The 23,930-nt window shown below is 72.6% G+C and carries 27 protein-coding genes; 15 read left to right on the plus strand and 12 right to left on the minus strand.

Annotated elements, in window-relative coordinates; translation table 11 throughout:
• Positions 1-24 precede the first annotated feature (24 nt).
• Together RIN80_RS17650 and RIN80_RS17655 are read right to left on the minus strand one after the other, a co-directional pair.
• Positions 25-1,704 carry a bifunctional 3'-5' exonuclease/DNA polymerase gene (locus RIN80_RS17650; protein ID WP_309096555.1) on the minus strand — a complete coding sequence of 560 codons (1,680 nt, stop codon included), beginning with the start codon at positions 1,702-1,704 and terminating at the stop codon, positions 25-27.
• A 50-nt stretch (positions 1,705-1,754) separates the two neighbouring features.
• A complete protein-coding gene (locus tag RIN80_RS17655) occupies positions 1,755-2,498 on the minus strand; it encodes a Clp protease N-terminal domain-containing protein (protein ID WP_309096556.1) in 744 nt (247 codons plus the stop codon).
• Positions 2,499-2,580: 82 nt separating this feature from the next.
• Here RIN80_RS17655 and RIN80_RS17660 point away from each other — a divergent pair, with 82 nt between their 5' ends.
• Complete coding sequence (locus RIN80_RS17660; protein WP_309096557.1) at positions 2,581-3,681, plus strand: DUF2786 domain-containing protein; 1,101 nt, start codon at positions 2,581-2,583, stop codon at positions 3,679-3,681.
• 7 nt (positions 3,682-3,688) lie between these two features.
• On the opposite strand, the gene RIN80_RS17665 is transcribed toward RIN80_RS17660, so the two are convergent.
• The 4 genes from RIN80_RS17665 to rpmB form a co-directional block, all read right to left on the minus strand.
• Positions 3,689-4,231 carry a DUF4232 domain-containing protein gene (locus RIN80_RS17665; protein ID WP_309096558.1) on the minus strand — a complete coding sequence of 181 codons (543 nt, stop codon included), beginning with the start codon at positions 4,229-4,231 and terminating at the stop codon, positions 3,689-3,691.
• Between the two features lie 117 nt (positions 4,232-4,348).
• Positions 4,349-4,837 carry a hypothetical protein gene (locus RIN80_RS17670; protein ID WP_375141723.1) on the minus strand — a complete coding sequence of 163 codons (489 nt, stop codon included), beginning with the start codon at positions 4,835-4,837 and terminating at the stop codon, positions 4,349-4,351.
• A gap of 150 nt (positions 4,838-4,987) precedes the next feature.
• Positions 4,988-5,293, minus strand: coding sequence for a 30S ribosomal protein S14 (rpsN, locus tag RIN80_RS17675; protein ID WP_309096560.1), 306 nt, complete (start codon positions 5,291-5,293; stop codon positions 4,988-4,990).
• Positions 5,293-5,529, minus strand: a complete 237-nt coding sequence (rpmB, locus tag RIN80_RS17680) for a 50S ribosomal protein L28 (protein ID WP_309096561.1) — start codon at positions 5,527-5,529, stop codon at positions 5,293-5,295. The genes rpsN and rpmB overlap by 1 nt, the downstream gene beginning before the upstream one ends.
• Before the next feature lie 65 nt (positions 5,530-5,594).
• On the opposite strand from rpmB, the gene rpmG reads away from it, so the two are divergent.
• From rpmG to RIN80_RS17705, 5 genes are all read left to right on the plus strand, one after another.
• Entirely contained in the window at positions 5,595-5,759 is a 165-nt protein-coding gene (gene rpmG / locus RIN80_RS17685) for a 50S ribosomal protein L33 (RefSeq protein ID WP_010044249.1), read from the plus strand.
• A 2-nt stretch (positions 5,760-5,761) separates the two neighbouring features.
• Positions 5,762-6,010: a type B 50S ribosomal protein L31 gene (locus RIN80_RS17690; RefSeq protein ID WP_309096562.1), complete on the plus strand. Its 249-nt coding sequence runs from the start codon at positions 5,762-5,764 to the stop codon at positions 6,008-6,010.
• A 4-nt stretch (positions 6,011-6,014) separates the two neighbouring features.
• Positions 6,015-7,217 carry a GTP-binding protein gene (locus RIN80_RS17695; protein ID WP_309096563.1) on the plus strand — a complete coding sequence of 401 codons (1,203 nt, stop codon included), beginning with the start codon at positions 6,015-6,017 and terminating at the stop codon, positions 7,215-7,217.
• 7 nt (positions 7,218-7,224) lie between these two features.
• Complete coding sequence (gene rpsR, locus RIN80_RS17700) at positions 7,225-7,458, plus strand: 30S ribosomal protein S18 (protein WP_114254543.1); 234 nt, start codon at positions 7,225-7,227, stop codon at positions 7,456-7,458.
• 650 nt (positions 7,459-8,108) lie between these two features.
• A complete protein-coding gene (locus tag RIN80_RS17705) occupies positions 8,109-8,327 on the plus strand; it encodes a DUF397 domain-containing protein (RefSeq protein ID WP_086847633.1) in 219 nt (72 codons plus the stop codon).
• 87 nt (positions 8,328-8,414) lie between these two features.
• Here the strand turns inward: RIN80_RS17705 and RIN80_RS17710 are convergent, their stop codons facing one another.
• Positions 8,415-8,909, minus strand: a complete 495-nt coding sequence (locus RIN80_RS17710) for an ATP-binding protein (RefSeq protein ID WP_309096564.1) — start codon at positions 8,907-8,909, stop codon at positions 8,415-8,417.
• A gap of 364 nt (positions 8,910-9,273) precedes the next feature.
• Between RIN80_RS17710 and RIN80_RS17715 the strand changes: the two genes are divergently transcribed.
• The 6 genes from RIN80_RS17715 (at position 9,274) to RIN80_RS17740 (ending at position 14,755) form a co-directional block, all read left to right on the plus strand.
• The gene (locus tag RIN80_RS17715) at positions 9,274-10,098 is read left to right on the plus strand and encodes a helix-turn-helix transcriptional regulator (protein ID WP_309096577.1); all 825 of its coding nucleotides are present in this window, start codon (positions 9,274-9,276) and stop codon (positions 10,096-10,098) included.
• A 96-nt stretch (positions 10,099-10,194) separates the two neighbouring features.
• Positions 10,195-11,658, plus strand: a complete 1,464-nt coding sequence (locus RIN80_RS17720; protein ID WP_309096565.1) for an aldehyde dehydrogenase family protein — start codon at positions 10,195-10,197, stop codon at positions 11,656-11,658.
• Between the two features lie 102 nt (positions 11,659-11,760).
• Positions 11,761-12,312 (plus strand): DinB family protein, encoded by a 552-nt coding sequence (locus tag RIN80_RS17725; RefSeq protein ID WP_309096566.1) that lies wholly within the window; start codon positions 11,761-11,763, stop codon positions 12,310-12,312.
• A gap of 10 nt (positions 12,313-12,322) precedes the next feature.
• Entirely contained in the window at positions 12,323-12,964 is a 642-nt protein-coding gene (locus RIN80_RS17730; RefSeq protein ID WP_309096567.1) for a PadR family transcriptional regulator, read from the plus strand.
• A 73-nt stretch (positions 12,965-13,037) separates the two neighbouring features.
• Positions 13,038-13,997, plus strand: a complete 960-nt coding sequence (locus tag RIN80_RS17735) for an ATP-binding cassette domain-containing protein (protein WP_309096568.1) — start codon at positions 13,038-13,040, stop codon at positions 13,995-13,997.
• A complete protein-coding gene (locus RIN80_RS17740; protein WP_309096569.1) occupies positions 13,994-14,755 on the plus strand; it encodes an ABC transporter permease in 762 nt (253 codons plus the stop codon). Before RIN80_RS17735 ends, RIN80_RS17740 begins: the two co-directional genes overlap by 4 nt.
• Positions 14,756-14,831: 76 nt before the next feature.
• On the opposite strand, the gene RIN80_RS17745 is transcribed toward RIN80_RS17740, so the two are convergent.
• Both RIN80_RS17745 and RIN80_RS17750 read right to left on the minus strand, forming a co-directional pair.
• The gene (locus RIN80_RS17745) at positions 14,832-16,238 is read right to left on the minus strand and encodes a glutamate decarboxylase (protein WP_309096570.1); all 1,407 of its coding nucleotides are present in this window, start codon (positions 16,236-16,238) and stop codon (positions 14,832-14,834) included.
• 30 nt (positions 16,239-16,268) lie between these two features.
• Positions 16,269-17,555, minus strand: a complete 1,287-nt coding sequence (locus tag RIN80_RS17750) for an ion channel protein (RefSeq protein ID WP_309096571.1) — start codon at positions 17,553-17,555, stop codon at positions 16,269-16,271.
• 102 nt (positions 17,556-17,657) lie between these two features.
• Here RIN80_RS17750 and RIN80_RS17755 point away from each other — a divergent pair, with 102 nt between their 5' ends.
• Positions 17,658-18,419 carry a MerR family transcriptional regulator gene (locus tag RIN80_RS17755; protein WP_309096572.1) on the plus strand — a complete coding sequence of 254 codons (762 nt, stop codon included), beginning with the start codon at positions 17,658-17,660 and terminating at the stop codon, positions 18,417-18,419.
• 18 nt (positions 18,420-18,437) lie between these two features.
• On the opposite strand, the gene RIN80_RS17760 is transcribed toward RIN80_RS17755, so the two are convergent.
• Positions 18,438-18,803, minus strand: coding sequence for a YbjQ family protein (locus RIN80_RS17760; protein ID WP_309096573.1), 366 nt, complete (start codon positions 18,801-18,803; stop codon positions 18,438-18,440).
• Between the two features lie 134 nt (positions 18,804-18,937).
• On the opposite strand from RIN80_RS17760, the gene RIN80_RS17765 reads away from it, so the two are divergent.
• A complete protein-coding gene (locus RIN80_RS17765; protein ID WP_309096574.1) occupies positions 18,938-19,822 on the plus strand; it encodes a VTT domain-containing protein in 885 nt (294 codons plus the stop codon).
• Between the two features lie 31 nt (positions 19,823-19,853).
• On the opposite strand, the gene RIN80_RS17770 is transcribed toward RIN80_RS17765, so the two are convergent.
• Both RIN80_RS17770 and RIN80_RS17775 read right to left on the minus strand, forming a co-directional pair.
• A complete protein-coding gene (locus tag RIN80_RS17770) occupies positions 19,854-21,560 on the minus strand; it encodes a threonine/serine exporter family protein (RefSeq protein ID WP_309096575.1) in 1,707 nt (568 codons plus the stop codon).
• A 121-nt stretch (positions 21,561-21,681) separates the two neighbouring features.
• Positions 21,682-22,173: an inorganic diphosphatase gene (locus RIN80_RS17775; RefSeq protein WP_003991985.1), complete on the minus strand. Its 492-nt coding sequence runs from the start codon at positions 22,171-22,173 to the stop codon at positions 21,682-21,684.
• A 79-nt stretch (positions 22,174-22,252) separates the two neighbouring features.
• Here RIN80_RS17775 and dacB point away from each other — a divergent pair, with 79 nt between their 5' ends.
• Positions 22,253-23,842, plus strand: coding sequence for a D-alanyl-D-alanine carboxypeptidase/D-alanyl-D-alanine-endopeptidase (dacB, locus tag RIN80_RS17780; protein ID WP_309096576.1), 1,590 nt, complete (start codon positions 22,253-22,255; stop codon positions 23,840-23,842).
• The last annotated feature ends 88 nt before the right edge of the window (positions 23,843-23,930 follow it).

Consider the following 23,930-nt stretch of genomic DNA (forward strand, 5'->3'; position numbering starts at 1 on the left):
GGCGCTGATCATGGGCGTGGGCGGTCACTTGGCGTCGGCGTAGCACCGGACCACCGCCGTCGTGAACGGGAACCGCACCGGCGTCCGCCCGAAGGTGAGCGACCCGGCCAGGTCCGCCGCCTCGCGGATCGCCGCCACGACCGTCTCCGCCTCCTCCTCGGGGCAGTGCACGATCACCTCGTCGTGCTGGAAGAAGACCAGCTCGGCCGCGAGGTCCGCGCAGGTTCTGCGCAGCGCGGCGAGCAGCAGCAGTGCCCAGTCGGCCGCGCTGCCCTGGACGACGAAGTTGCGGGCGAAGCGGCCGCGGGCCCGGGCGTTGGTGGACGCGTAACCGGGCACCCACTGCTGCGGGTCGTCCTCGGAGAGCGGGATGCCCGCCTCCTCCGCGCCCTCGTCGGCCGCCCGGGCCGCCGGGGGACACGTGCGGCCCAGCCAGGTCCGCACCAGCCGGCCCTCCTCCCCGGCCCGCGCCGCCTCGTCGACGTACGCGACCGCCCGGGGGAAGCGGCGGCGCAGCGCGGCGAGGTTCTTCAGGCCGTCGCCGGAGGTCTGCCCGTACACCGCGCCGAGCACGGCGAGCTTGGCCTGGTCGCGGTCGCCGGAGAAGGCGCGCTCGGAGACCGACTGGTACAGGTCGCTCTCCCGGCCGGCCACCTCCATCAGCCCGGGGTCGCGGGAGATCGCGGCGAGGACGCGCGGCTCCATCTGGTCGGCGTCGGCGACGACGAGCCGCCAGCCGGGGTCGGCGACCACGGCCCGCCGGATCACCTTGGGGATCTGCAGCCCGCCCCCGCCGTTGGTCACCCAGCGTCCGGTCACCGTCCCGCCCGCGAGGAACTCGGGTCTGAACCGGCCGTCGCGCACCCAGTCCTGGAGCCACGACCAGCCGTGGGCGACCCAGATGCGGTACAGCTTCTTGTACTCGACCAGCGGTTTCACGGCCGGGTGGTCGACGGACTCGATCTCCCAGCGGCGGGTCGAGGAGATCTTGATGCCGGCCTGGGCGAAGGCTTTGATCACGTCGGCCGGCAGATCGGGGCGGACCCGGCGGCCGAACGCGGCGGACACCTCGTCGGCCAGCTCGGCCAGGCGGCGGGGCTCGCCGCCGCCCGCGTACCGCTCGCCGAGCAGGTCGTGCAGCACCGCGCGGTGCACCTCGGCGCTCCAGGGCAGCCCGGCCCGGTTCATCTCCGCGGCCACCAGCATGCCCGCCGACTCGGCGGCGGTCAGCAGCCGCATGCGGTCGGGGTGCTCGGCCCGCTCGTGCCGTCGCTGCTGCTCGGCGTAGACCGCGAGGAGGTCCGGCAGGGGCAGCCGGACGCCCTGGGGCTCGAACAGGGAGGACTGGGAGCCCGGCTCCGCGGAGCGCAGCGGCGGATCGGGTGGTACGGGGCCGCCGCGCAGCCGGGCCAGGGCGGCCGCGGCCGAGCGCGGTTCCCCGTACCGCCCCTCGTGGCCGAGGAGGAGCGTCTCGGCGGCCTCGATGTCGTAGCACCGCTCGACTCGCACCCCCGCGGCGAGCAGGCGCGGGTAGACCTCGGCGGTGGAGCGCCACACCCACCGCGTGACGCCGGGACGGCTCCGGACGGCTTCGGCGGGGTCCGCCTCCCGCCGCACCGGACCGGCGGGCAGCCCGTCGGGGCCGAGGGGGGCGACGTCCACGCCACCGTCCTCGGCCGGGGCGAGCGCCCAGCGGTCGGCCATGTCGCGAGTGTGCCAGGGGGGTCTGACAGCGCCCCTCGCCGCACGCGCCGTCAGGACTCGTCGGGCGTGTCCTGCCGCGCCCGCACGATCTTCTCCAGCGTGCGGGCGACGTACCGCTCGGTGCGTTCCTTGTCGATGCCGAGGCCGCTGAGGACGCCCTCGCCGTTCTCGTGCTCCAGCAGGGCGAGCAGGATGTGCTCGGTGCCGATGTAGTTGTGGCCGAGGCGCAGGGCCTCACGGAAGGTGAGTTCCAGGACCTTCTTGGCGGCCTGCCCGTACGGCACCAGCTCGGGGGCCTCGTCCACGGCCGGCGGGAGGGCCGCCGTCGCCGCCTCGCGTACCGCGTCGAGGGAGACGCCCTGCTCGATGACGGCCTTCGCGGCGAGGCCCTCGGGTTCGGCCAGCAGTCCGAGGACGAGGTGCTCGGGCACGCCCTCGGCGTTGCGCGCGGCCTTGGCCTCGTTGTGCGCGGCCATGACCGTGTTGCGGGCCCGGGGCGTGTACCGGTTGAAGCCCTGGCCGGGATCGAGGTCCGCCGACTCCTTCGGCACGAAGCGCTTCTGCGCGGCCTGGCGGGTGACTCCCATGCTCCTGCCGATGTCGGTCCAGGACGCGCCGGACCGCCGTGCCTGGTCCACGAAGTGGCCGATGAGGTGGTCGGCCACCTCACCGAGGTGATCGGCGGCGATCACCGCGTCCTGGAGCTGCTCCAGCGGTTCCTGGTGCACCTTCTTGATCGCCGCGATCAGGTCGTCGAGGCGCACGGATGACGTGATGTGCGGGTTCGTCGTCATACTGTCAACCGTAGGTTGCACCCCCTGGGGTGTCAACCGGTGGTTGACACTTGCCCGGTGGGAGGCGTGGCACCATCGGCTCGTGAGTACGTCCAGCACCGTCGACCGCGCGTTCGAAGCCGCCCTCTACGCGACCGGTGAGACCGCCCTCGACACCGGCGCGTCCCTGCTCGCCTCCGATCCGGCCGCGGACGCGGAACTCGGCCGGCGCGGGCAGGAGTTCGTGGCGGCGGCCTGGCGGCGCGGCTGGCAGCCCGCCGACGTCGTACGGACCGTGCGCCGGGAACTGGGCGACACGCACCTCGCGCTCGTCTGCGCCCTGATCCGCGCCCAGGCCCCGGGCGACGTGCCCCGCGGCCGCCGCTGGAGCGCCCAGCTCGCGCAGCTGCCCGCCGGAACCCCGCCCCGCACCGACCGCTTCTCGCACGCCACCGCCGTGCTGGAGCTGTACCGCCTGCTGCTGCGTCTGCCCACCCTGGAACCCCTCGACGAGGCACCGGGGGAGGCGAGGACCGAGTCCCGCATGCTCACCCGCATCCGCGCGCTGCTCGCCAAGGCGGAGGCGACCGGCTTCCCGGACGAGGCGGAGGCGCTCAGCGCCAAGGCCCAGGAGCTGATGGCCCGGCACAGCGTCGACGAGGCGCTCCTCGCGGCCCGGGCCCCCTCGCCCGACACACCCGGCGCCTGCCGGATCGGCGTCGAGCCGCCGTACGAGCAGGCCAAGGCGGTGCTGCTGGACGCCGTCGCCACGGCCAACCACTGCCGGGCGGTGTGGAACGAGCCGCTCGGCTTCTCCACCGTCGTCGGTTTCGAGACCGACCTGGAGGCGGTCGAGCTGCTCTACGCCTCCCTGCTGGTGCAGGCCACCACGGCGATGACGAAGGCCGAGGCCGCGCAGCGTGCCGGTGGCCGCAGGCGCACCAGGGCGTTCCGGCAGTCGTTCCTCGCGGCCTACGCCCACCGCGTCGGCACCCGCCTGGCAGCCGTCGCCGAGACCCAGGTGTCCGACGACCTGCTCCCGGTCCTGGCCTCCCGGGACGTCGCCGTCACCGGCCGGCTGGACCGGATGTTCCCGGAGACGACCACCACCCGGCTGCGCGGGGTGAACGACGCGGCGGGCTGGACGGAGGGGGCGCAGGCGGCGGACCGGGCCCGGCTGAGGCACCGGCCGCCGCTGCGCTGAGCCGCCGTCAGTCCCCGGCGGACTCGAAGCCGCTCACCGTGGCCTGCGCCTGGCCGCCGTCGTCCGGCCGGGCGACCGGGCCGTAGGACCACTTCAGTTCGTGCGCGTCCCCGGGGGCGCCGGGCAGGGTGAAGGACGCCGCGTGCGCGACGAGGCTCTTCGCGGGGTCGGCCTCGCCGCGGACGTAGGTGATCGTGAAGGACGTGGTGGCACCCTTCCCCAGGGTGAGCGGCTGGGCCTGGGCGCCCTCCTCCGGGAGCACGTCGGTGGTGCCGCTCTCGGCCAGGAGGTCCACGGCGGGGAAGCCCTTCAGGGTGCACTCCGCGCCCTTGTTGGTGAGCGTCACGGTGACGGTGCCGGTGTCCCCGGCGGCCGGGGCGGCGCCGGCCCCGACCTCGACGCCCAGGTCGGCCAGTGCGCAGGCCGAGCCGTTCGCGGGGTCCGCGTTCTTCGTGTCGTCGTCGCCGGAGCCGCCGGTGTCGCCGCCGCAGGCGGTCAGCAGGAGCGTCGAGGCGACGGCGGCGGTCAGGGCGAGGGGGAAGGTGCGCATGAGGTCCTCTGGGCGTGATGAACGAAAAGGCGGTGCCAGGCTCCAGGATCATCACGCACCCGCCGGTCCCCCGGGCACGCACCCCCCGCGAATCCCCCGAACGAACCGCTCGTGCCCCTACTGCGCCCCGAGGCTCGCCGTGGGCAGACCTGTCGGCAGCTTGCCGCCCTCCGCCTTCGTGTACGTCTCCTCGCCGAGGCCGCCCTCCCAGGTGACCTTCATGCTGCTGCCGTTCACGGAGTCGACCGTGCCCGTGGCCCGGCTCTCGCCGCCGTCCGTGCACTTCAGGCGGATCATGCGCCTCCCGGACTCCTCGCCCGCTGTGCCGCTGCAGATGCTCCCGCCGGTGGCGAACAGCGCGGCCTGTTCGCCGGTGATCACCAGGGCCACGGCCTTGCCGTCGGTCGTCGCGAGCCAGCTGCCCGCCAGCTCACCGGCGCCCGCGCCGCCGGAACCGGAGCCGGAGTCCGAGCCGCCGGTACCGGCGGACGCCGTCGCCGAGGGGGCCGGGCTCGACGCCGGGTCGTCCCCGGAGTCACCGTCGCCGCTGCACCCCGTCAGCACGAGCGCGCCCACCAGCCCCGCGGCCGCCGCCGCGCCGCGCACCGCGCCGAAGCGGCGCCAGAACGTCACCGAAGTCACTGCAAGCCCCCTAGCTGTAGCCGGCCGGCCGGTCCGGAACAGCACCGGCCGGCCCATGGCCGGAACGATCGCAGCAAGCTACCAGGGGCCGTCAAGAGCCTCGGGGACGGTCTCCTACCAGGACGATTTCCGCACACCGGGCAGATAGCCCGCGTGCGCCTGCTCCCGCAGGTTCACCCGGGACAGCCCGAAGGCCCGGAAGTAGCCGCGGGGCCGCCCGTCCACCTGGTCCCGGTTGCGCACCCGCGTGGCGCTCGCGTCCCGGGGCTGCCGACGCAGTTCCGCCTGCGCGGCCAGACGCTCGGCGTCCGTCGAGGACGGCCTGCGGATGATCTCCTTCAGCTCGGCCCGCCGGGCGGCGTACCGGGCGACGATCTCCTGCCGCCGGTCGTTCTTCGCGATCTTGCTCTTCTTCGCCATCAGACCTTCCCTCCCCGGGCGCGGATCCGGGCCACGGCCGCCTCGATCCCGATCGTGTCGACGGTCTTGATCCCCCGTGCGCTCAGCCGGAGCCGCACGTGCCGGCCCTCGCTCGGCAGCCAGTAGCGCTTGGACTGGATGTTGGGGTCGAACCGGCGGGACGTGCGCCGGTGGGAGTGCGAGATGCGGTTGCCGAAGCCCGGCTGTGCGCCGGTCAGCATGCAGTGCGCGGACATGGGTGGTGACGTACCTCTCTGCCTCGGTTGATGCAAATGGAATTCGTTTTCAGTATCATAGCGGCATGGCACGCAACGAACTCCGTCCGGTCATCAAGCTCCGGTCCACCGCCGGGACCGGCTACACCTACGTGACCCGCAAGAACCGCCGCAACGACCCGGACCGACTGACCCTGCGCAAGTTCGACCCGGTCGTCGGCCGCCACGTCGACTTCCGAGAGGAGCGCTGACCATGCGCCAGGGAATCCACCCGGAGTACGGGCCCGTCGTCTTCCGTGACCGTGCCGCGAACTACGCCTTCCTCACCCGCTCGACCATGACGAGCGAGAAGACGATCGAGTGGGAGGACGGCAACACCTACCCCGTCGTCGACGTCGAGATCTCCGACGTCAGCCACCCCTTCTACACCGGCACCGCCCGCGTCCTGGACACCGCCGGCCGCGTCGAGCGCTTCGAGCGCCGGTACGGAAGGAAGGGCTGACCCCGTGGCTGTCTCCCCTGGGCTGCCCGTCGTGATCGTCGGCGGGCTGCACGCCGACGCCCGCCGGGCGGCCGTGGACCGGCTGCTGGCGGAGGTGCCCGGCAGCGTCGTCCTCCACCACGACCTGGCGACGGCCGCCGCCGGCACGGTCGTACGGACCGTGCGGGACGCCGGCGGCATCCTCGACGCGGGGGAGGCGCCGCTCGTCAACGACTGCGCGTGCTGCGCCCTGCGCGAGGACCTGGTCCCGGAGCTGGAGCGGCTCCAAGGCGCCGGTGCCACCCGGCTCGCCGTCGTCGAGCTGTGGGACTCCGTCGAGCCCAAGGCCATGGCCGAGGTCGTCACGGCCGGCGGCCTCACCGTCACCGGCGTGATCACCGCCGTCGACCCGGCCCTGGTCCTGCCCTACCTGGGCAACGGCGACGACCTGGCCGAGGGCGGGCTCGCCGCGGCGGCGACGGACCAGCGCACGGTCGCCGACACCTTCGCACGCCAGCTGGAGTACGCCCCCGTCCTCGCGGTCGCCGAGTCCCCCGAGGCCGACGACGAGGACCGGGAGCTGCTCGCCCAGCTGCATCCGACGGCCCTGCGGGTGCCCATCGGGCAGGAGGCACCGGCCGTCCCGGACGGCGACGGCCTGACCGTGCCGACCCCGCGCCTGCGCCCGCTCTCGCCCCTGGCCCGGGCGGCCTTCGCCGGCTTCGACGTCGAGGCGGCCGCCGCCGCCCAGCACCCGGCCTGCGCGCTGCTGCCCGCCGAGGCCGACGCGCACGGCGTCTCCACCCTGGTCTGGAGCAGCCGCCGCCCCTTCCACCCGGAGCGGCTGTACGCCGCCCTGGAGGATCTGACCTGCGCTGCGGCCCGCAGCCGGGGCCGGTTCTGGCTCGCCGACAAGCCCGACACGCTGTTCCACTGGGACGCGGCGGGCGGCGCCCTGTGCGTGGAGAGCGCCGGACCCTGGCTGGCGTCCCTGCCGGACGCGGCCTGGGAGATGGTCCCGCCGGTGCGCCGCGCCGCCGCCGCGCTGGACTGGCACCCCGAGCACGGCGACCGCTGCCAGCACCTCGTCTTCACCTCGCCCGGCCTGGACCGGGACGGCCTGGAGCGGCTGCTGGAGTCCTGCCTGCTGACCGACGCCGAGTACGCCGCCGGGCGCGACGCCTGGCAGCGGCTGCCGCACGCCTTCGACACCCTCCTGGAGGTCTGACCCCACCATGCCCCGCAAGCCCGAGCGCAAGCCCGCGAAGAACCGGCCCAACCCCCTGGACCAGGCCGGGATCACGTACATCGACTACAAGGACACCGACCTGCTGCGGAAGTTCATCTCCGACCGCGGCAAGATCCGCAGCCGCCGCGTCACCCGTGTGTCGGCCCAGCAGCAGCGGCAGCTGGCCCGGGCGATCAAGAACGCGCGCGAGATGGCCCTGCTGCCGTACTCCAGCCGCTGAACGCGGCCCGGGCCGGGTGAGGTTCCCCACGCTTGACGCGTGGGGGACCCCGTGGGCGTGGAACGACGGGCTCCGCACCCGCTCCCGGGACGCTCCCCGGCCGGCTGCGTGCCCGGTCGGCCGCCACGGGCCGGACATCCGGCGGACCGCCGTCGGGACACGCCGTCCGAGTCGTCAGGTGCCGTGCGCCCCGCGGGGATCCGGCGATGGTCCGGGCCGGCCTCGGCCCGCGGGACGACCTCCCCCTCCTGCGCGTGGCCCGTTTCTCCCTGCCCCCGGCCGTGTCCACCGCTTCCGGATGACGGTCGGCGGGCCCCTCCCGCAGCCGCACAGCCGCCTGCCCGTGCCGCCGAGCGGATGCTCCGCCTCCACGGGACCTCCGCCGAACCCGCCGACTTCACCGCCGTCCGCCGGGAACGTGCGACGGGGCGGGGGCGTCCAACCAGGCAGGGGCTTCGGCGAAGCGGGTGAAGCGGGTGAAGCGGGCGCCGGAGCTGTAACCGGAGGACCACCCGCCGTGCACGTGCATCTGCCCATGCATCTGCACTTGAACAGAGCTATGATCCGGGTCAGTTGACCGATGCATCAATGGCCACACCAGCCAGTGCACCACCGGGGAGCGACCTGTGGACCACGACGTGTACAACGGTATGGCGGCCACCAGGCTGCGCGGTGTGGCCTGGCAGAAGAGCCGGCACAGCAACTCGCAGGGCTCGTGCGTGGAGTTCGCCCGGCTGCCGGGCGGTGACGTGGCCGTGCGCAACTCCCGCTTCCCCGACGGCCCGGCGCTGGTCTACACCCGTGCCGAGATCGAGGCGATGCTGCTCGGTGTGAAGGACGGCGAGTTCGACCACCTGGTGGGTGGCTGACGGCCCGGCCCCGGCGACTCGGGGCGACGGGTGGCCTACGCGCCGTGACGCGCGTAGAACCGCGGCGCGAGGATGCGCCGCGGTTTCTCATTCCGCGTGCGGTCGCGATCCGGCCCGGGGCAGCCGGAACAGTGCCCACACCACCTTGCCGCTGAGCGCGCCGGCCATCGGGTGCCAGCCCCAGCTGTCGCTGAAGGAGTCGACGAGGAACAGCCCGCGGCCCGACTCGGCCGAGAAGTCGTCGGTCTCCCGGGCGACGGGGCTCTCGTGACTGGGGTCGCGCACCGCGCACACCAGCCGCTCGGTCCACCGCATCAGGTGCAGCCGCACGGGCGGCTCGTGTGCTCCGGCGCACGGGGTGTGCGCCGTCAGCCCGTGCCGCAGGGCGTTGGTGACGAGCTCGGAGACGACGAGGCAGACGTCGTCGAAACGCTCGCCCATGTCCCACTGGTCGAGTGTTCTGCGGGTGAACGTCCGTGCCTCGCGCACCGCTTCGTAGCGGGCGGGAAGCGCACAGGAGGCGGCGTCGGACACGGCCGCGGGGTCGAGCGGCGGAAGGCCCTGCCGTAACGGCTCGAGCATGGTCGATCCATTCGTCCCCATGCGAGGCACTCCCGGGTATTCGCGGTCGGTGCGATGCGGCGGTGGTGCGGGACCATGGTTTCGGATGCGTACAGCAGATGCAAGGGCAGATGCACGTGCAGGTGACCGGAATAAGACGTCCCGTACCGCTTCTTGGTCAATTTTTCCGTCAACTTCGCGTCGCCTTCCGGCCGTTCACTCGCCCTCTTCTTGAGCACGTGCGCGTGCGCCGGCTGTCTCGATTCCGTTTCCGTAACCGGACGAGTACTGCTCGGAGTGTTTTGATGGCAGACTTCGGCCCCTGAAGACGTTGGGGAGGCTGGCGAACGTGAGCGCGGGAGAGCCGGGATCGGTGGTGCGGCGCATGCTGCTCGGATCACAACTCAGGCGACTGCGTGAGGCGCGGGGCATCACGCGCGAGGAGGCGGGCTACTCGATCCGCGCCTCCGAGTCGAAGATCAGCCGGATGGAGCTGGGCCGGGTGAGCTTCAAGACCAGGGACGTCGAGGACCTGCTGACGCTGTACGGCATCACGGACGAGCAGGAGCGGGCCTCCCTGCTCTCGCTGGCCAAGGAGGCCAACGTCGCCGGCTGGTGGCACAGTTACTCGGACGTGCTGCCCAGCTGGTTCCCGACCTACGTCGGCCTGGAGGGCGCCGCCTCGCTGATCCGGGCCTACGAGGTGCAGTTCGTGCACGGCCTGCTGCAGACCGAGGCGTACGCGCACGCGGTGGTCCGGCGGGGCATGCAGGGCGCCAGCGAGGCCGACGTGGAGCGGCGGGTGGCGCTGCGCCTGGAGCGGCAGAAGCACCTGGTCGACGAGCGCGCGCCCGACTTCCACATCATCCTGGACGAGGCGGCGCTGCGCCGCCCGTACGGCGGCCGCGAGGTCATGCGCGGCCAGCTCCAGCACCTCATCGACCTCTCCGAGCGGCCCAACGTGCGCCTGCAGGTGGTGCCGTTCAGCCTCGGCGGCCACTCCGGCGAAAGTGGCGCGTTCACGATCCTCAGCTTCCCGGAGTCCGACCTCTCGGACGTCGTGTACCTGGAGCAGCTCACCAGCGCGCTGTACCTGGACAAGGCCGAGGACGTCGCCCAGTACGAGAAGGCGCTCAAGGAGCTGCAGAGCGACAGCCCGGGCCCTTCGGAGAGCCGGGACCTTCTGCGGGGCCTGCTCCAGCTCTCCTGAAGTACTCCGCCAACTCTCCTGAAACACAAGTACGATGACGTGTGATCAGATCGTGAAGGCGCGATCGAGGGTCTGCCAGGGATCGAGGGATCACACATGTCGTCGTCCTACTTCACCGACCTTGCACAGCAGTACATCGACGGTGAGTGGCGCCCGGGTACCGGTTCCTGGGACATCATCGACTTCAACCCGTACGACGACGAGAAGCTGGCGTCGGTCACCATAGCCACGGTCGACGAGGTCGATCAGGCGTACCGGGCGGCGGCCCGCGCCCAGAAGCAGTGGGCCGCGACCAACCCGTACGCCCGCCGCGCGGTCTTCGAGAAGGCCCTGAGCCTCGTCGAGGAGCGCGAGGCGGAGATCTCCGAGGCCATCATCGCCGAGCTCGGCGGCACGCGCCTGAAGGCCGCCTTCGAGCTGCACCTGGCCAAGGAGTTCCTGCGCGAGGCGGTCCATCTGGCGCTGGCCCCCGAGGGGCGGATCATCCCCTCCCCGGTGGACGGCAAGGAGAACCGCGTCTACCGCGTGCCGGTCGGGGTCGTGGGCGTGATCAGCCCGTTCAACTTCCCGTTCCTGCTGTCGCTCAAGTCGGTCGCCCCGGCGCTCGCCCTCGGCAACGCCGTGGTGCTCAAGCCGCACCAGAACACCCCGATCGTCGGCGGCGCCCTGGTGGGGAAGATCTTCGAGGACGCGGGGCTGCCCGGCGGCCTGCTCAACGTCGTCATCACCGACATCGCCGAGATCGGTGACGCCTTCATCGAGCACCCGGTCCCCAAGGTCATCTCCTTCACCGGCTCCGACCAGGTCGGCCGGCACGTGGCCACGGTCTGCGCCCGGCAGTTCAAGCGCGCCGTCCTCGAACTGGGCGGCAACAGCGCGCTGGTGGTCCTGGACGACGCCGACGTCGACTACGCGGTCGACGCGGCCGTCTTCAGCCGGTACGTCCACCAGGGCCAGGTCTGCATGGCCGCCAACCGCGTCCTGGTCGACCGGTCGGTGGCCGACGAGTTCACCGAGAAGTTCGTCGCCAAGGTGAAGTCCCTCAAGGCGGGTGACCCGCGCGACCCGGAGACCGTCATCGGCCCGGTGATCAACTCCCAGCAGGCGGACGCCCTCGCGGGCGTGGTCGAGCAGGCGCTCGCCGAGGGCGCCACCGCCCTGGTGCGCGGCGGCCGCACGGACAACCTCGTGGAGCCGTCCGTGCTGACCGGTGTCCCCGCCGACTCGGCGCTGCTGCGCCAGGAGGTCTTCGGCCCGGTCGCCTTCCTCGTGCCGTTCGACGGCGAGGAGGAGGCCGTGCGCATCGTCAACGACTCCCCGTACGGGCTGAGCGGCGCCGTGCACACCGGGAACATCGAGCGCGGCGTGAACTTCGCGAAGCGGATCGACACGGGCATGTTCCACGTGAACGACGGCACGGTCCACGACGAGCCGATCGTCCCGTTCGGCGGCGAGAAGCACTCCGGCCTGGGCCGGCTCAACGGCGAGACGATGCTGGACGCCTTCACGACGACCAAGTGGATCTCGGTGCAGCACGGCCGGAGCCGCTTCCCGTTCTGATCCCGCGTGACCCGGTGGGCTCTTGCGGACAGAAGCTGACCGCAAGAGTCCGTAGTTTCGTCCTTGTCAGGCAGCAGCGACACAGACGAAAGGCGGCCGGTCATGGTGACGCACGTGGGACCCGAGGCACCCGGAGACGAGCGCGGAGCACTTCTGTCCTTCATCGCCGAGCAGCGCGGCGGCGTCCGCAGGGCGCTGCTGGGCCTGACGGCGGAGCAGGCGTCGTCCCGGCCGAGCGCCAGCGAGCTGTCCCTGGCCGGGCTGCTGAAGCACGTCGCCGAGGTCGAGCAGGGCTGGATCGCCCGGGCCAAGGGCGAGCCGCCGGCCGTCCAGCGGGACGAGTCGAACTGGCACGAGTGCTTCGTGCTGGCCGGGGACGAGACCGTGGAGTCGCAACTCGCGTACTACGAGAAGGTGGCCGCCGAGACGGAGGCCTTCATCCGCGCGGTGCCCAGCCTCGACGACACCTTCGAGCTGCCCGCGACGTCCTGGAACCCGAAGGACGAGCGGCTCTCGATGCGCTGGCTCTGCCTGCACCTGATCCGCGAGACGGCCCGGCACGCCGGTCACGCCGACATCATCCGCGAGTCGCTGGACGGCAGGACGGCCTTCGAGCTGGTGGCCGCGGAACAGCAGGTGGCGGCCGGGTCCTAACCTGGACCGCATGTCAGCGATCCGTCTCCTCGTGCTCGGCGCGGTCCGTATGCACGGCCGCGCCCACGGCTACCAGGTGCGCAACGACCTGGAGTACTGGGGCGCGCACGAGTGGTCCAGCGCCAAGCCCGGCTCGATCTACCACGCCCTGAAGCAGATGGCGAAGCAGGGGCTGCTGCACGCGCACGAGGTCGCCCCGTCCACGGCCGGCGGGCCGCCGCGCACCGAGTACGAGGTCACCGACCGGGGCACCGAGGAGTACTTCCGGCTGCTGCGGCAGGCGCTGGTCACCTACGACCAGCGCGGGGACGTGAAGACGGCCGCGGTCGGCTTCGTGGTCGACCTGCCCCGGGCGGAGGCGGTCGCGCTGCTCAAGGAGCGCACCCTGCGGATCGAGCAGTGGCGGGCCTCCGTCCTGGAGCACTACGTGCCCGAGGAGGGGCCCGGGCAGCTGGGCCACATCGGGGAGATCATGAACATGTGGGTCCACACGGCCGACTCCGAGGCCGAGTGGACCCGCGGCCTGATCGAGCGCATCGAGGGTGGCGCCTACACCTTCGCCGACGAGGGCGATCCGTTCGTGGGGGTCCTGGCCGAGGGTGAGGAGAACCCGTACGCGACGGGGGAGCGGCATCCCGGGGACGCTCTCTAATCAAATTTGACGAATGGCTGCGGCCGCGTTACCTTCGCCCGTGTAGTCAACTTTGACTAGCGAGGGAGGCTCAGTGGCCGACGCGGCGATCACCGTCGAAGGCGCGGAGAAGAGGTACGGCGCGAAGAAGGCGCTGGACGGGCTCGACCTCACGGTCGCGCGCGGCACGGTGCACGGGGTGCTCGGCCCGAACGGCGCGGGCAAGACCACTCTCGTCAGGGTCCTGTCCACGCTGCTGCGGCCCGACGCCGGCCGGGTCGAGGTCGCCGGCCACGACGTGGTGCGCGAGGCCTACGCCGTCCGGCTGCGCATCGGCCTGCTCGGCCAGCACGCCGCGCTCGACGAGGAGCTCGGCGGCCGGCAGAACCTGGAGCTCTTCGGCCGGCTCCACCACCTGGGCGCGCGGCGGGCACGCGCGCGTGCCGGTGAACTCCTGGAGCGCTTCGGCCTGGCCGACACCGGCCGCAAGGCGGTCCGGCAGTACAGCGGCGGCATGCGGCGCCGCCTGGACCTCGCGGCGTCCCTGATCACCGAGCCGGAGGTGCTCTTCCTGGACGAGCCGACCACCGGTCTCGACCCGCGCGGCCGCGCCGAGGTGTGGAACTCGGTCCGCTCCCTGGTCGGCGGCGGCACCACGGTGCTGCTCACCACCCAGTACCTGGAGGAGGCCGATCAGCTCGCCGACCGCATCTCGGTCGTCGACTCCGGCCGGGTCGTCGCCGACGGCACGGCGGACGAACTGAAGGCCGCCACCGGCGGCGACCGCATCGACGTCGTCCTGCGGGACGCCGGGCACCTGGGCGCGGCCGTGGCCCTGCTGCCCCTCACGGGCGTCACCGTCGACGTGGACCGCCGGCTGCTGAGCGCCCCGGTGACCGACCGCATGGCGGCGCTGTCCGAGGTCGTGGGGGCCCTGCGGAGGGCCGGGATCGAGGCGGAGGACGTGGCGCTGCGCCGCCCGACGCTGGACGAGGTGTTCCTGCACCTCACCGCAGACGACCCCGACGACCGCCGAGCGAAGGAGGCCGCGTGACCGCCCACGCCCTGACCGACTCCTGGACCATGACCCGCCGGGAGCTCGCCCGCTGGGGGCGCCAGCCGGTCCAGGTGGCCGTCGGCCTGGTCTTCCCGGTGATGCTGCTGCTGATGTTCGGCTACCTGGTCGGCGGCGGCCGCGGCGTGGCCGGGGACTACCGCGACTACCTCGTCCCGGGCATGCTCGCGCTCACCATGGCCTTCGGCCTGGAGGGCACGATGCTCGCCGTCACCCAGGATCTCAACAAGGGCGTCATCGACCGCTTCCGCTCGATGCCCATGGCCAACGGGGCGGTGCTGGTGGGCCGTTGCGCCGCCGACATGCTCCAGTCGGCGCTGACCCTGCTGGTGCTCGTCGCCGTGGGCGCCGCCCTCGGCTGGCGCCCCGGCGGCGGCCCGGCCGCCCTTCTGGGCGCCCTGGGCCTGCTGCTCCTGTTCCGCTTCGCGATGCTGTGGATCGGCATCCACCTGGCCCTGGTGGCGGGCAGGCCCGAGCTGGTCCAGGCGGTGCAGATCCTGGTCTGGCCGGTCGGCTTCCTGTCCAACGCCTTCGCGACCCCCGACTCGATGCCCGGCTGGCTCGGCACGGCCGTGGAGTGGAACCCCCTGTCCCACACCGCCACGGCCGTACGGGACCTGTTCGGCGTGCCCGGCACGGAGTCCGGGCACGTGGGGTGGGCGGTGGTCTGGCCCCTGGCCCTGCTCGCGGTGTTCTTCCCGCTGGCGGTCAGGAGGTTCGCGCGGCTGAGCCGTTGAAGGCCGAGCCGTCGCTGCGGCCTCTCCGGCCATTCCCGTCCGCTCCGGGCGACGACGGAAAATGGCCGGGCAGGCCCTAGTGGTGGAAGCCGGTCGCCGCGTCCTTGTCCCGGGTGAGCGGGCCCGGCTGCCGGCGCAGCTCCGGCAGCAGCCGTTCCAGGTCCCGCGCGAGCAGGTCGGCGAGGTCGGCGGAGAAGCCGTTGCGGCACACCACCCGCAGCACGGACAGGTCCTCGCGGTTCGCCGGGAACGTGTAGGCGGGCACCAGCCAGCCGTGCTCCCGCAGCCGCCGCGAGACGTCGAAGACGTCGTACGCCGTCACCTCCGGCGCGGTCGTGAAGGCGAAGACCGGCAGCTGGTCGCCCCGGGTCAGCAGCCGGAAGTCGCCGAGCGCCGCCACCCGCCCGGCGAGCCCGGTGGCCACGTCCCGGGCGGCCTGCTGCACGGCCCGGTAGCCGTCCCTGCCCAGCCGCAGGAAGGTGTAGTACTGCGCCACGACCTGGGCGCCCGGCCGGGAGAAGTTCAGCGCGAACGTCGGCATGTCGCCGCCCAGGTAGTTCACCCGGAACACCAGCTCCTCGGGCAGCGCGTCCGCGTCCCGCCACAGCGCCCACCCGACCCCGGGGTAGACCAGCCCGTACTTGTGCCCGGAGGTGTTGATCGACGCCACCCGCGGCAGCCGGAAGTCCCACACCAGGTCCTCGTCGAGGAACGGCGCGACCATCGCGCCGGACGCCCCGTCCACGTGCACCGGGATGTCCAGCCCCGTCCGTTCCTGCAGCGCGTCCAGCGCCGCGCACAGCTCGGCGATCGGCTCGTAGGAGCCGTCGAACGTGGAGCCCAGGATCCCGACGACCCCGATGGTGTTCTCGTCGCACAGCCCGGCCGCGGCCTGCGGGTCCAGATGGAACCGCTCGCCCTCCATGGGCACCAGCCGGGCCTCCACCTCCCAGAAGTTGCAGAACTTCTCCCAGCAGACCTGCACGTTGACGCCCATCACCAGGTTGGGCCGGGCGCCCGGGTAGCGGTCGGCGTTGCGCTTGGCCCAGCGCCGCTTCAGGGCCATCCCGGCGAGCATGCACGCCTCGCTCGACCCGGTCGTCGAACACCCCACGGCGGCGGCCGGGTCGGGCGCGTGCCACAGGTCGGCGAGCATCGCCACGCAGCGCCGCTCCAGCTCGGCGGTGCGCGGGTACTCGTCCTTGTCGATCATGTTCTTGTCGCGGCACTCCGCCATCAGCACCCCGGCCTCCGGCTCCATCCAGGTGGTGACGAAGGTGGCGAGGTTCAGCCGGGCGTTGCCGTCGAGCATCAGCTCGTCGCGGACCAGCTGGTGGGCGGTCGCCGGGGCCATGGGCTGGTCCGGGAGCCGGTGCGTGGGCGGGGCCTCGGCCATGTCGCCGACCGGGTTGGCGGGGCCGTAGAAGGGGTTGACGGACAGTCGGCGTTCGGCGGAGCGGCGGGTGCCGTCGTCGAGCGGCATGGGAGCCTCCAGGGGGGTGGGGAAGGGGCGTCAGCGGACCGGGGTGCCGTCCTCGCGCAGTTGCATCTGGGGGCGGCCCGTCACCAGCAGCCAGGCGGGCAGCGAGGCGACGCAGAGCAGGGCGATGATCTCCGGCGAGGCGACCAGCACCGCGGCGACGAAGAGGCTGACCCAGCCCTGCCGGGTGATCGCCAGCAGGATCCCGAGCACCGCGGCCGACACCCCCACCGCCGGATGCACCCCAAAGACCAGGGCATGGGCGCACAGCCCGAGGGCGGTGCCGACGAACACGGCCGGGAAGATGCGCCCGCCCCGGAAGCCGCAGGACGCGGCGACGAGCAGCGCGGCCAGCTTGACCACCGTCAGCAGGGCGTACTCCCCGGCCGACCTGCCGTCCGGGTCGCGGGCCAGCTCGGCGATCTCGTCGAGCCCCTTGAACAGGGTCAGATGACCGCCCAGGGCCGCCAGACCACCCAGCACGAGCCCGCCCGCCGGGAGCATCAGCATCGGGTGCCGCAGCCCGCGGAAGGCGCCGTGGACGTACGGGAACGCCCGCACGGCGGCCATGCCCAGCAGCGCTCCCGCCGAGGCGATGACGACGGCCGCCAGCAGGTCCCCCCAGCCGGGCCGGCCGAAGGACGGCAGGTCCAGGTCGAAGCTCGGGTGGCCGATCAGGCCGGCGGTCAGGGCACCGGTCGCGCCCGCGGTCAGCGGCGCGAAGAGGTTGTCCCACAGCAGTCCGCGGGTCTCCTGCCGGGCCAGCGCCTCGGAGATCACCAGGGCGGCCGCCACCGGGGTGCCGAACAGGGCGCCGATGGTGGCCGCCTCCGCCAGTGCCGGCCAGATGCGGCCGGGTGCCTTCGGCAGGGCCCGGGCCCCCAGCCAGGCGGCCAGGGCGACGTTCACCATGATGATCGGGTTCTCCGGGCCGAGACTGGGCCCGCCGGCCAGCACCAGCGCCGTCGCCAGCAGCAGCCCGGGCAGCACCACGGGCGGCAGGACGGGGGCGTCCAGGCCGACGGTGGCCGGATCGGGCCCCGCGTGCCCCGGCATCAGCCACACCACGAGGCCGACCGCCACGCCGGTGCCGACGAGCATCACGACCATCCACAGCACGGAGTACCGGCCGATCCCCAGCGCGTCCGGCAGCGGACCCCACAGCACCTTCTGGAGCTCCTCGGCGGCGGCGCTCACGCCCACCAGGACCAGGCTGGAGAGCACACCGACGGCCGCGGCGGGCACGATCGACGGCAGCAGCACGCGCGCGGGGGCCGCGGGGGTGACGGAGGGCGCCCGCCGCTCGGTGTCCTGGACCACGGGCACACGATAAACGGATCAAACGGTACAAACCGGAAACACGCTTGCACCTCACGTGGCGTGAGGACCGACCGTGAAGCACGGAAGAAGAAGGGAGCGGAAGTGAGCTACTCCGTGGGACAGGTCGCGGGCTTCGCCGGCGTCACGGTGCGCACGCTGCACCACTACGACGAGATCGGCCTGCTCGTGCCCGGCGAGCGCAGCCACGCGGGCCACCGGCGCTACAGCGACGCCGACCTCGACCGGCTGCAGCAGATCCTGTTCTACCGGGAGCTCGGCTTCCCGCTCGACGAGGTCGCCGCCCTGCTCGACGACCCGGACGCGGACCCGCGGGCGCACCTGCGCCGCCAGCACGACCTGCTGACCGCCCGGATCGAGAAGCTGCGGAAGATGGCGGCGGCCGTGGAGCACGCCATGGAGGCACGCACGATGGGCATCAACCTCACACCCGAGGAGAAGTTCGAGGTCTTCGGGGACAAGGACCCGGAGCAGTACGCCGACGAGGCGGAGGCGCGCTGGGGCGGCACGGCCCAGTACGCCGAGTCGCAGCGCCGCGTCGCCCGCTACACCAAGGAGGACTGGCAGCGGATCCAGGACCTGACGGCCGACTGGGGACGCCGCTACGACGCCCTGATGGCCGCCGGCGAACCGCCCACCGGCGAGGCGGCCATGGCCCTGGCGGAGGAGCACCGGCAGCACATCTGCACCTGGTACTACGAGTGCCCCCACGAGCTGCACCGCAGCCTCGGCGAGATGTACGTCGCCGACGAGCGTTTCAAGGCGTTCTACGAGTCGATGCGGCCGGGTCTCGCCGAGCACCTGAAGGAGGCGATCGCCGCGAACGCGTCCCGCCACGCCTGCTGATCCCCGGCCCGGGGGTCCTCACTCCCGGGCCAGCACCACCGCCGTGCCGTACGCGCACACCTCGGTGCCCACGTCCGCCGCCTCGGTCACGTCGAAGCGGAACGCGAGCACACCGTTGGCGCCACGCGCGCGTGCCTGCTCGACGAGGCGTTCCATGGCCTGGTTGCGGGTCTGCACGAGCGTCTTGGTGAGCCCGCGCAACTCGCCGCCGACCATCGACTTCAGCCCCGCGCCGATCTGGCTCCCCAGGTGCCGGGAGCGCACGGTCAGGCCGAAGACCTCGCCGAGCACCTCCCGCACGTGGTAGCCGGGTACGTCGTTCGTGGTGACGACGAGGACGTCGGGCTCAGGGCCCTGTCCGCCGCCGTATTCGTCGATGCCCATGTCCACAGCTTTGCCCGGGGCGGGCCACAGTGCATCCTGATACCCCCCATGGAACCTGGGCCGCGACGGCTGCGTTGATACTTTGAGGCAGTCAGCCCCAGCCCGTACCCCACAGCAGCAGGAGCCACATCCCCGTGACCACGCTTGCGCTCGGCCCCGAGTGGCTCAGCCCGGACTACCTGATCTCGACGTTCAGCCTGCCCGGCATCCTGCTCATCGTCTTCGCCGAGTCCGGACTCTTCGCCTTCCTGCCCGGCGACTCCCTGCTGTTCACGGCGGGCCTGTTCGTCGCCGAGGGCACGTACATCACCCAGCCGCTGTGGCTGGTCTGCGCGCTGATCGTGCTCGCGGCCGTCATCGGCGACCAAGTGGGCTACATGATCGGCAAGTTCCTGGGCCCGAAGCTGTTCAACCGTCCCAACTCCAAGCTGTTCAAGCAGGAGAACCTGGACAAGGCCCACGAGTTCATGGAGAAGTACGGTCCCAAGGCGATCGTCCTGGCCCGCTTCGTCCCCATCGTGCGCACCTTCGCGCCCATCGTCGCCGGCGCCGGCCGCATGAAGTACCGCACGTTCCTCACGTACAACGTCATCGGCGGCATCGCCTGGGGGACCGGCGTCACCCTCGCGGGTTACTGGCTGGGCCAGATCGACTTCATCAAGAAGAACGTCGAGTCGATCCTCATCCTGATCGTCCTGCTCTCCGTCGTCCCGATCATCGTCGAGTACCTGCGGGACCGTTCGAAGAAGAAGCGCGAGGCGGCGCAGGCGCCCGCGGCCGCGCAGTCCCACCCGCCGGTCATGGACGACGCGACGACCCAGCTCCGCCGCATCACCCCCGACGACCGTTCCCCGCAGCAGCAGCAGCCGCACCACCACCAGAACGGCTACAACGGCCCGCAGCACAACGACCGGCAGTACAGCGACCAGCAGTACTACGACCAGTACCCCCAGGCCCCCGGCTACGGCCAGCAGCAGCCGTACGGCACCCAGCAGGGCCCGTACAACAACGGGTACTGACCCGACCCTCTTCCGGGCCGCGGGGACCGCGCTAGAACCCGCGCGTGCGCTTCGCGGCCCGCCGCTTCTCCGCGGAACCGATCCGCAGGAACATCCGCGAGATCTCGGACCCCAGGTTCACCCCGATGGCGATGGCCATGGCGAGCGCCACCGCCTTCGACAGCGACACCAGCCCCTCGTCGATCTCGTTCTGCGCGATCGCCAGCAGTCCGAAGTACGTCGCGGAACCCGGCAGCAGGGGCCCGATCGCCGCGGTCGTGTAGGGCAGCGCGGAAGCGAACCGGTAGCGGGACAGCAACTGCCCGAACAACCCCACCAGTCCCGCGGCCGCCGCCGTGGACGCCACCGGCGAGATGCCGCCCGCGTAGTGCATCGCGCCGTACACGACCCACGCGACACCGCCGTTCAGCGTCACCCACACCACGGTGGAACGTTCCTGCTGGAGCAGCACCGCGAACGCCAGTGACAGCAGCATCGACGCCCCGATCAGCGCCGCCGGCTGGTCGGACACCCCGAGCGCCGCGTCCGGGTTCAGCCGCGCCCCCAGCTGCACGCCGAAGTACAGCACCGTCAGCACGCCCGCGACGATGCCCACGAAGAAGTACAGGACCTCCAGCAGCCGCGCGGAGGCGGTGATGTAGAAGCCGGTCAGCCCGTCCTGCACCCCCGCCACCAGCGCCCGCCCGGGCAGCAGCGCGAACAGCCCACCGGTGATGACCGCGGAGGCCTTCACGTCGACGTGGCCGAGCGTCAGCGCGACCCCGATCGCGGCCGGCGGCATCGCGGCGACCGTGAACTGGTAGAACTCCGGCAGCCCGCGCCCCGCGCACAGCCACGCCAGCCGGTCGCCGAGCATCGCGCCCAGCGCCGCCGCGACGAACACGATCAGGTCGCCGCCCACCAGCACCGAGGCGGCACCCGCCAGCAGCCCGCTCGCCCCGGTCAGCGCCCAGCCGGGATACGGGTGCCGGTTGCGGCGGATCTCCGCGAGGCGCCGGTAGGCCTCCTCCAGGGAGACGGCCGTCTCGTCGTCGCTCAGGTCGTCCACCAGCTGGTACACGGCCGCCAGCCGCGTGTAGTCGGTGCCCCGGCGCCGCACCGTCCGCGACGCCGTGACGGGGTCGTCGACGAGCGAGGGCTGGTACGAGATCGCCAGCAGCGTGAAGGTGACGTTCGGCTCGCAGCGGTCCAGCCCGTAGGAACGGCACACGGCGAACATCGCCGCCTCCACGTCCTCGGCGCCCTCGCCGCCGGCCAGCAGCAGCTCGCCGATACGCAGCGTCAGGTCGAGCACGCGCGGTACCGCGGGCCCCGCCTCGTCACCGCTGCGCTGGACGGGCTCCGGCGCCGGCCGCTCCGCCACCGGCATGCGCAGCATCGTGCGCATCCGGTCCTGCCAGGGCACGTCCTTGGTCAGGCTGACCTTCGGGATCCCGTTCGGCGGCGTGAAGGCGGTCGGGGCCTGGCGCGCGCTGTACGTGCTCGGCGGGGTGAACGCCGACCCCTCCGGCTCGGCCCCCGGCGCGTGCGGGACGTCCAGTCCCCGCGGCAGGGCGAACTCGGACGTGGTCTCGGACTCCGAGCCGGTCGCTCTGGGGACGGCCAGTCCGTCGGGGATCGCGAACTCCGACGTCGTCGACATGTCCCCGTCGACGGCGGCCCCGGGGGCCCCGGACGGAGCCGCGAAGGCACTCCTCGCCTCGTCCGACCTGGGCTTGCGGTCCTCCGCGTCCGTCACTGCCTGGCGCTCCCTGTACGACACGTCGGCCTCGTACCCCCCACAGCCTCAGTATGCGCACAGACGGACGACGGGCCGCACGCGACGCAGGCGTGCGGCCCGTGGGTGCCGGGGCGAGGGGTCAGTGACCGCCCTGCTCCTTGAAGCGCTTGTAGGAGCGCTCGATCTCGGCCTCGGCGTCCGTGCGGCCCACCCAGTTGGCGCCCTCGACCGACTTGCCGGGCTCGAGGTCCTTGTAGACCTCGAAGAAGTGCTGGATCTCCAGGCGGTCGAACTCCGACACGTGGTGGATGTCCCGCAGGTGCTCCACGCGCGGGTCGTGCGCGGGCACGCACAGCAGCTTGTCGTCGCCACCGGCCTCGTCCGTCATCCGGAACATGCCGATCGCCCGGCACTGGATGAGGCAGCCCGGGAACGTCGGCTCGTCCAGGATGACCAGCGCGTCCAGCGGGTCGCCGTCCTCGCCGAGCGTGTTCTCGACGAAGCCGTAGTCGGCCGGGTAGCTGGTCGAGGTGAAGAGGCGACGGTCCAGGCGGATCCGACCGGTCTCGTGGTCCACCTCGTACTTGTTGCGCGAACCCTTCGGAATCTCGATCGTGACGTCGAACTCCACCGGTGGCTCCTCCATGATCAACACACAGTTCTGGTGGTTAAGTGTCCCTCACGCAGGTGTGTGATCGCGAAAGGGGCTGGTGGTCGTGCCAGAGCTGAGGCCTTGGCAGGCCGCGAGAGCGCACGCGGCGCGGCTCGCGGATGCCGTACGACCGCGCCTGGCCCGGGCCGCAGCGGCCGCGAAACCGCGGGTCGCGCGGTTCGCCGGAGCCGGGAAACCGCAGGTCGCGCGGGTCACGCGGTCGAAGACCTGGCAGTACACCGCGGGCGCCGCCACCGCCGGTGTGGCACTGGCCGCCGGGGTGGTGACCGCCGCCGGTCCCTGGGACTCCTCGGGTCAGCGTACGGCCGAGCGCGACCGGGCCGTGGCCCTGGGCCGCGTGGGTGGCGCAGATCACGGCGGGGCGCCCGGCACGCCCGCCCGGCCCCGGCCCGCCCCCAGCGCCGGTCCCGTCCTGACCGGCCTCGGCGGCGTCAGCACCGTGAAGTCCGCCCCGGACGGCAAGGCCCTCGCGAAGGTCCTCGCGCCCCTGCTCAAGGACCCGGCGCTCGGCCCCCGGCCCGCGGCGTCCGTCATCGACGTCACCACCGGCAGGCGCGTGTACGGCGCGCACCAGGACGCGCCGTTCACACCCGCCTCGACCACGAAGATCGCCACGGCCGTCGCGGCGCTGTCCGCCATGGGCGCCGACCACCGCCTCACCACGCGCGCCGCGCTGGAACCCGACACGAAGGAAGTAGTCCTCGTCGGCGGCGGCGACCCCACCCTCACGGCCCGGAAGCAGAAGACCGACGACGCGGCGAGCCTGCGCACCCTGGCCGCCGAGACGGCCGCCGCCCTCGCCGAGCGGGGCGTGCGCGAGGTGACCCTGTCCTACGACACGACCCGCTACGCCGGCTCCCCGAGGCACCCGATCGGGAACAACCCCAATCTCGCCCTGGTCAGCCCCCTGATGGCCGACGAGGGCCGCACGGACGACTCCACGAGCGGCCCGGTCACCCGCGTGACGGACCCCGCGGAGGACGCGGCCCGCCAGTTCAAGGACTTCCTGACCTCCCACGGCATCAAGACCACGGCCCCCGGCCCGTCCAAGGCCACGACCCGTGCCGAGACCCTCGCGGCGGTCTCCTCGCCGCCGCTGTCGGCCCTCGTCGAACGCATGCTGACCAACAGCGACAACGACATCGCCGAGGCCCTCGCCCGCCAGACCGCGCTCGCCACCGGCGAACGGGCCGACTTCGCGGGCGCGGGCCGGGCCATCGGCGCGCAGCTGCGCGCACTCGGACTGCCGCTCAAGGGGGCCGCCTTCAAGGACGGCAGCGGCCTCGACCGCGCCGACCGCCTGACGCCCGGCCTCCTCACCGCCCTGCTGGCCAAGGCGGCCGACCCGTCCCGCCCCGAACTCCGCCCGGCCCTCACCGGCCTGCCCGTCGCCGGCTTCACCGGCACGCTGAGCTCCCGCTACACGGACGGAGCATCCGGCGTGATCCGCGCCAAGACCGGCACGCTCACCGGCGTCCACACCCTCGCGGGCACCCTGGTCGACCACGACGGCCGCCTGCTGGCGTTCGCCTTCATGGCCACGGACACGGACCGCATCGCCCCGGCGGCGACGCAGCAGGCGCTGGACCGGGTCGCCACGACGCTGGCCGCGTGCGGCTGCGGGTGAGAGCCGGAACCGACCGGCTCCCACGCCGAAACCGTACAGACGGCCTGCGGGCAGCCGCCGGCCCTGCGCCTGGGCAGCCGCCCGGTCC

It is taken from the genome of Streptomyces sp., from assembly GCF_031181705.1.
GTDB lineage: Bacteria > Actinomycetota > Actinomycetes > Streptomycetales > Streptomycetaceae > Streptomyces.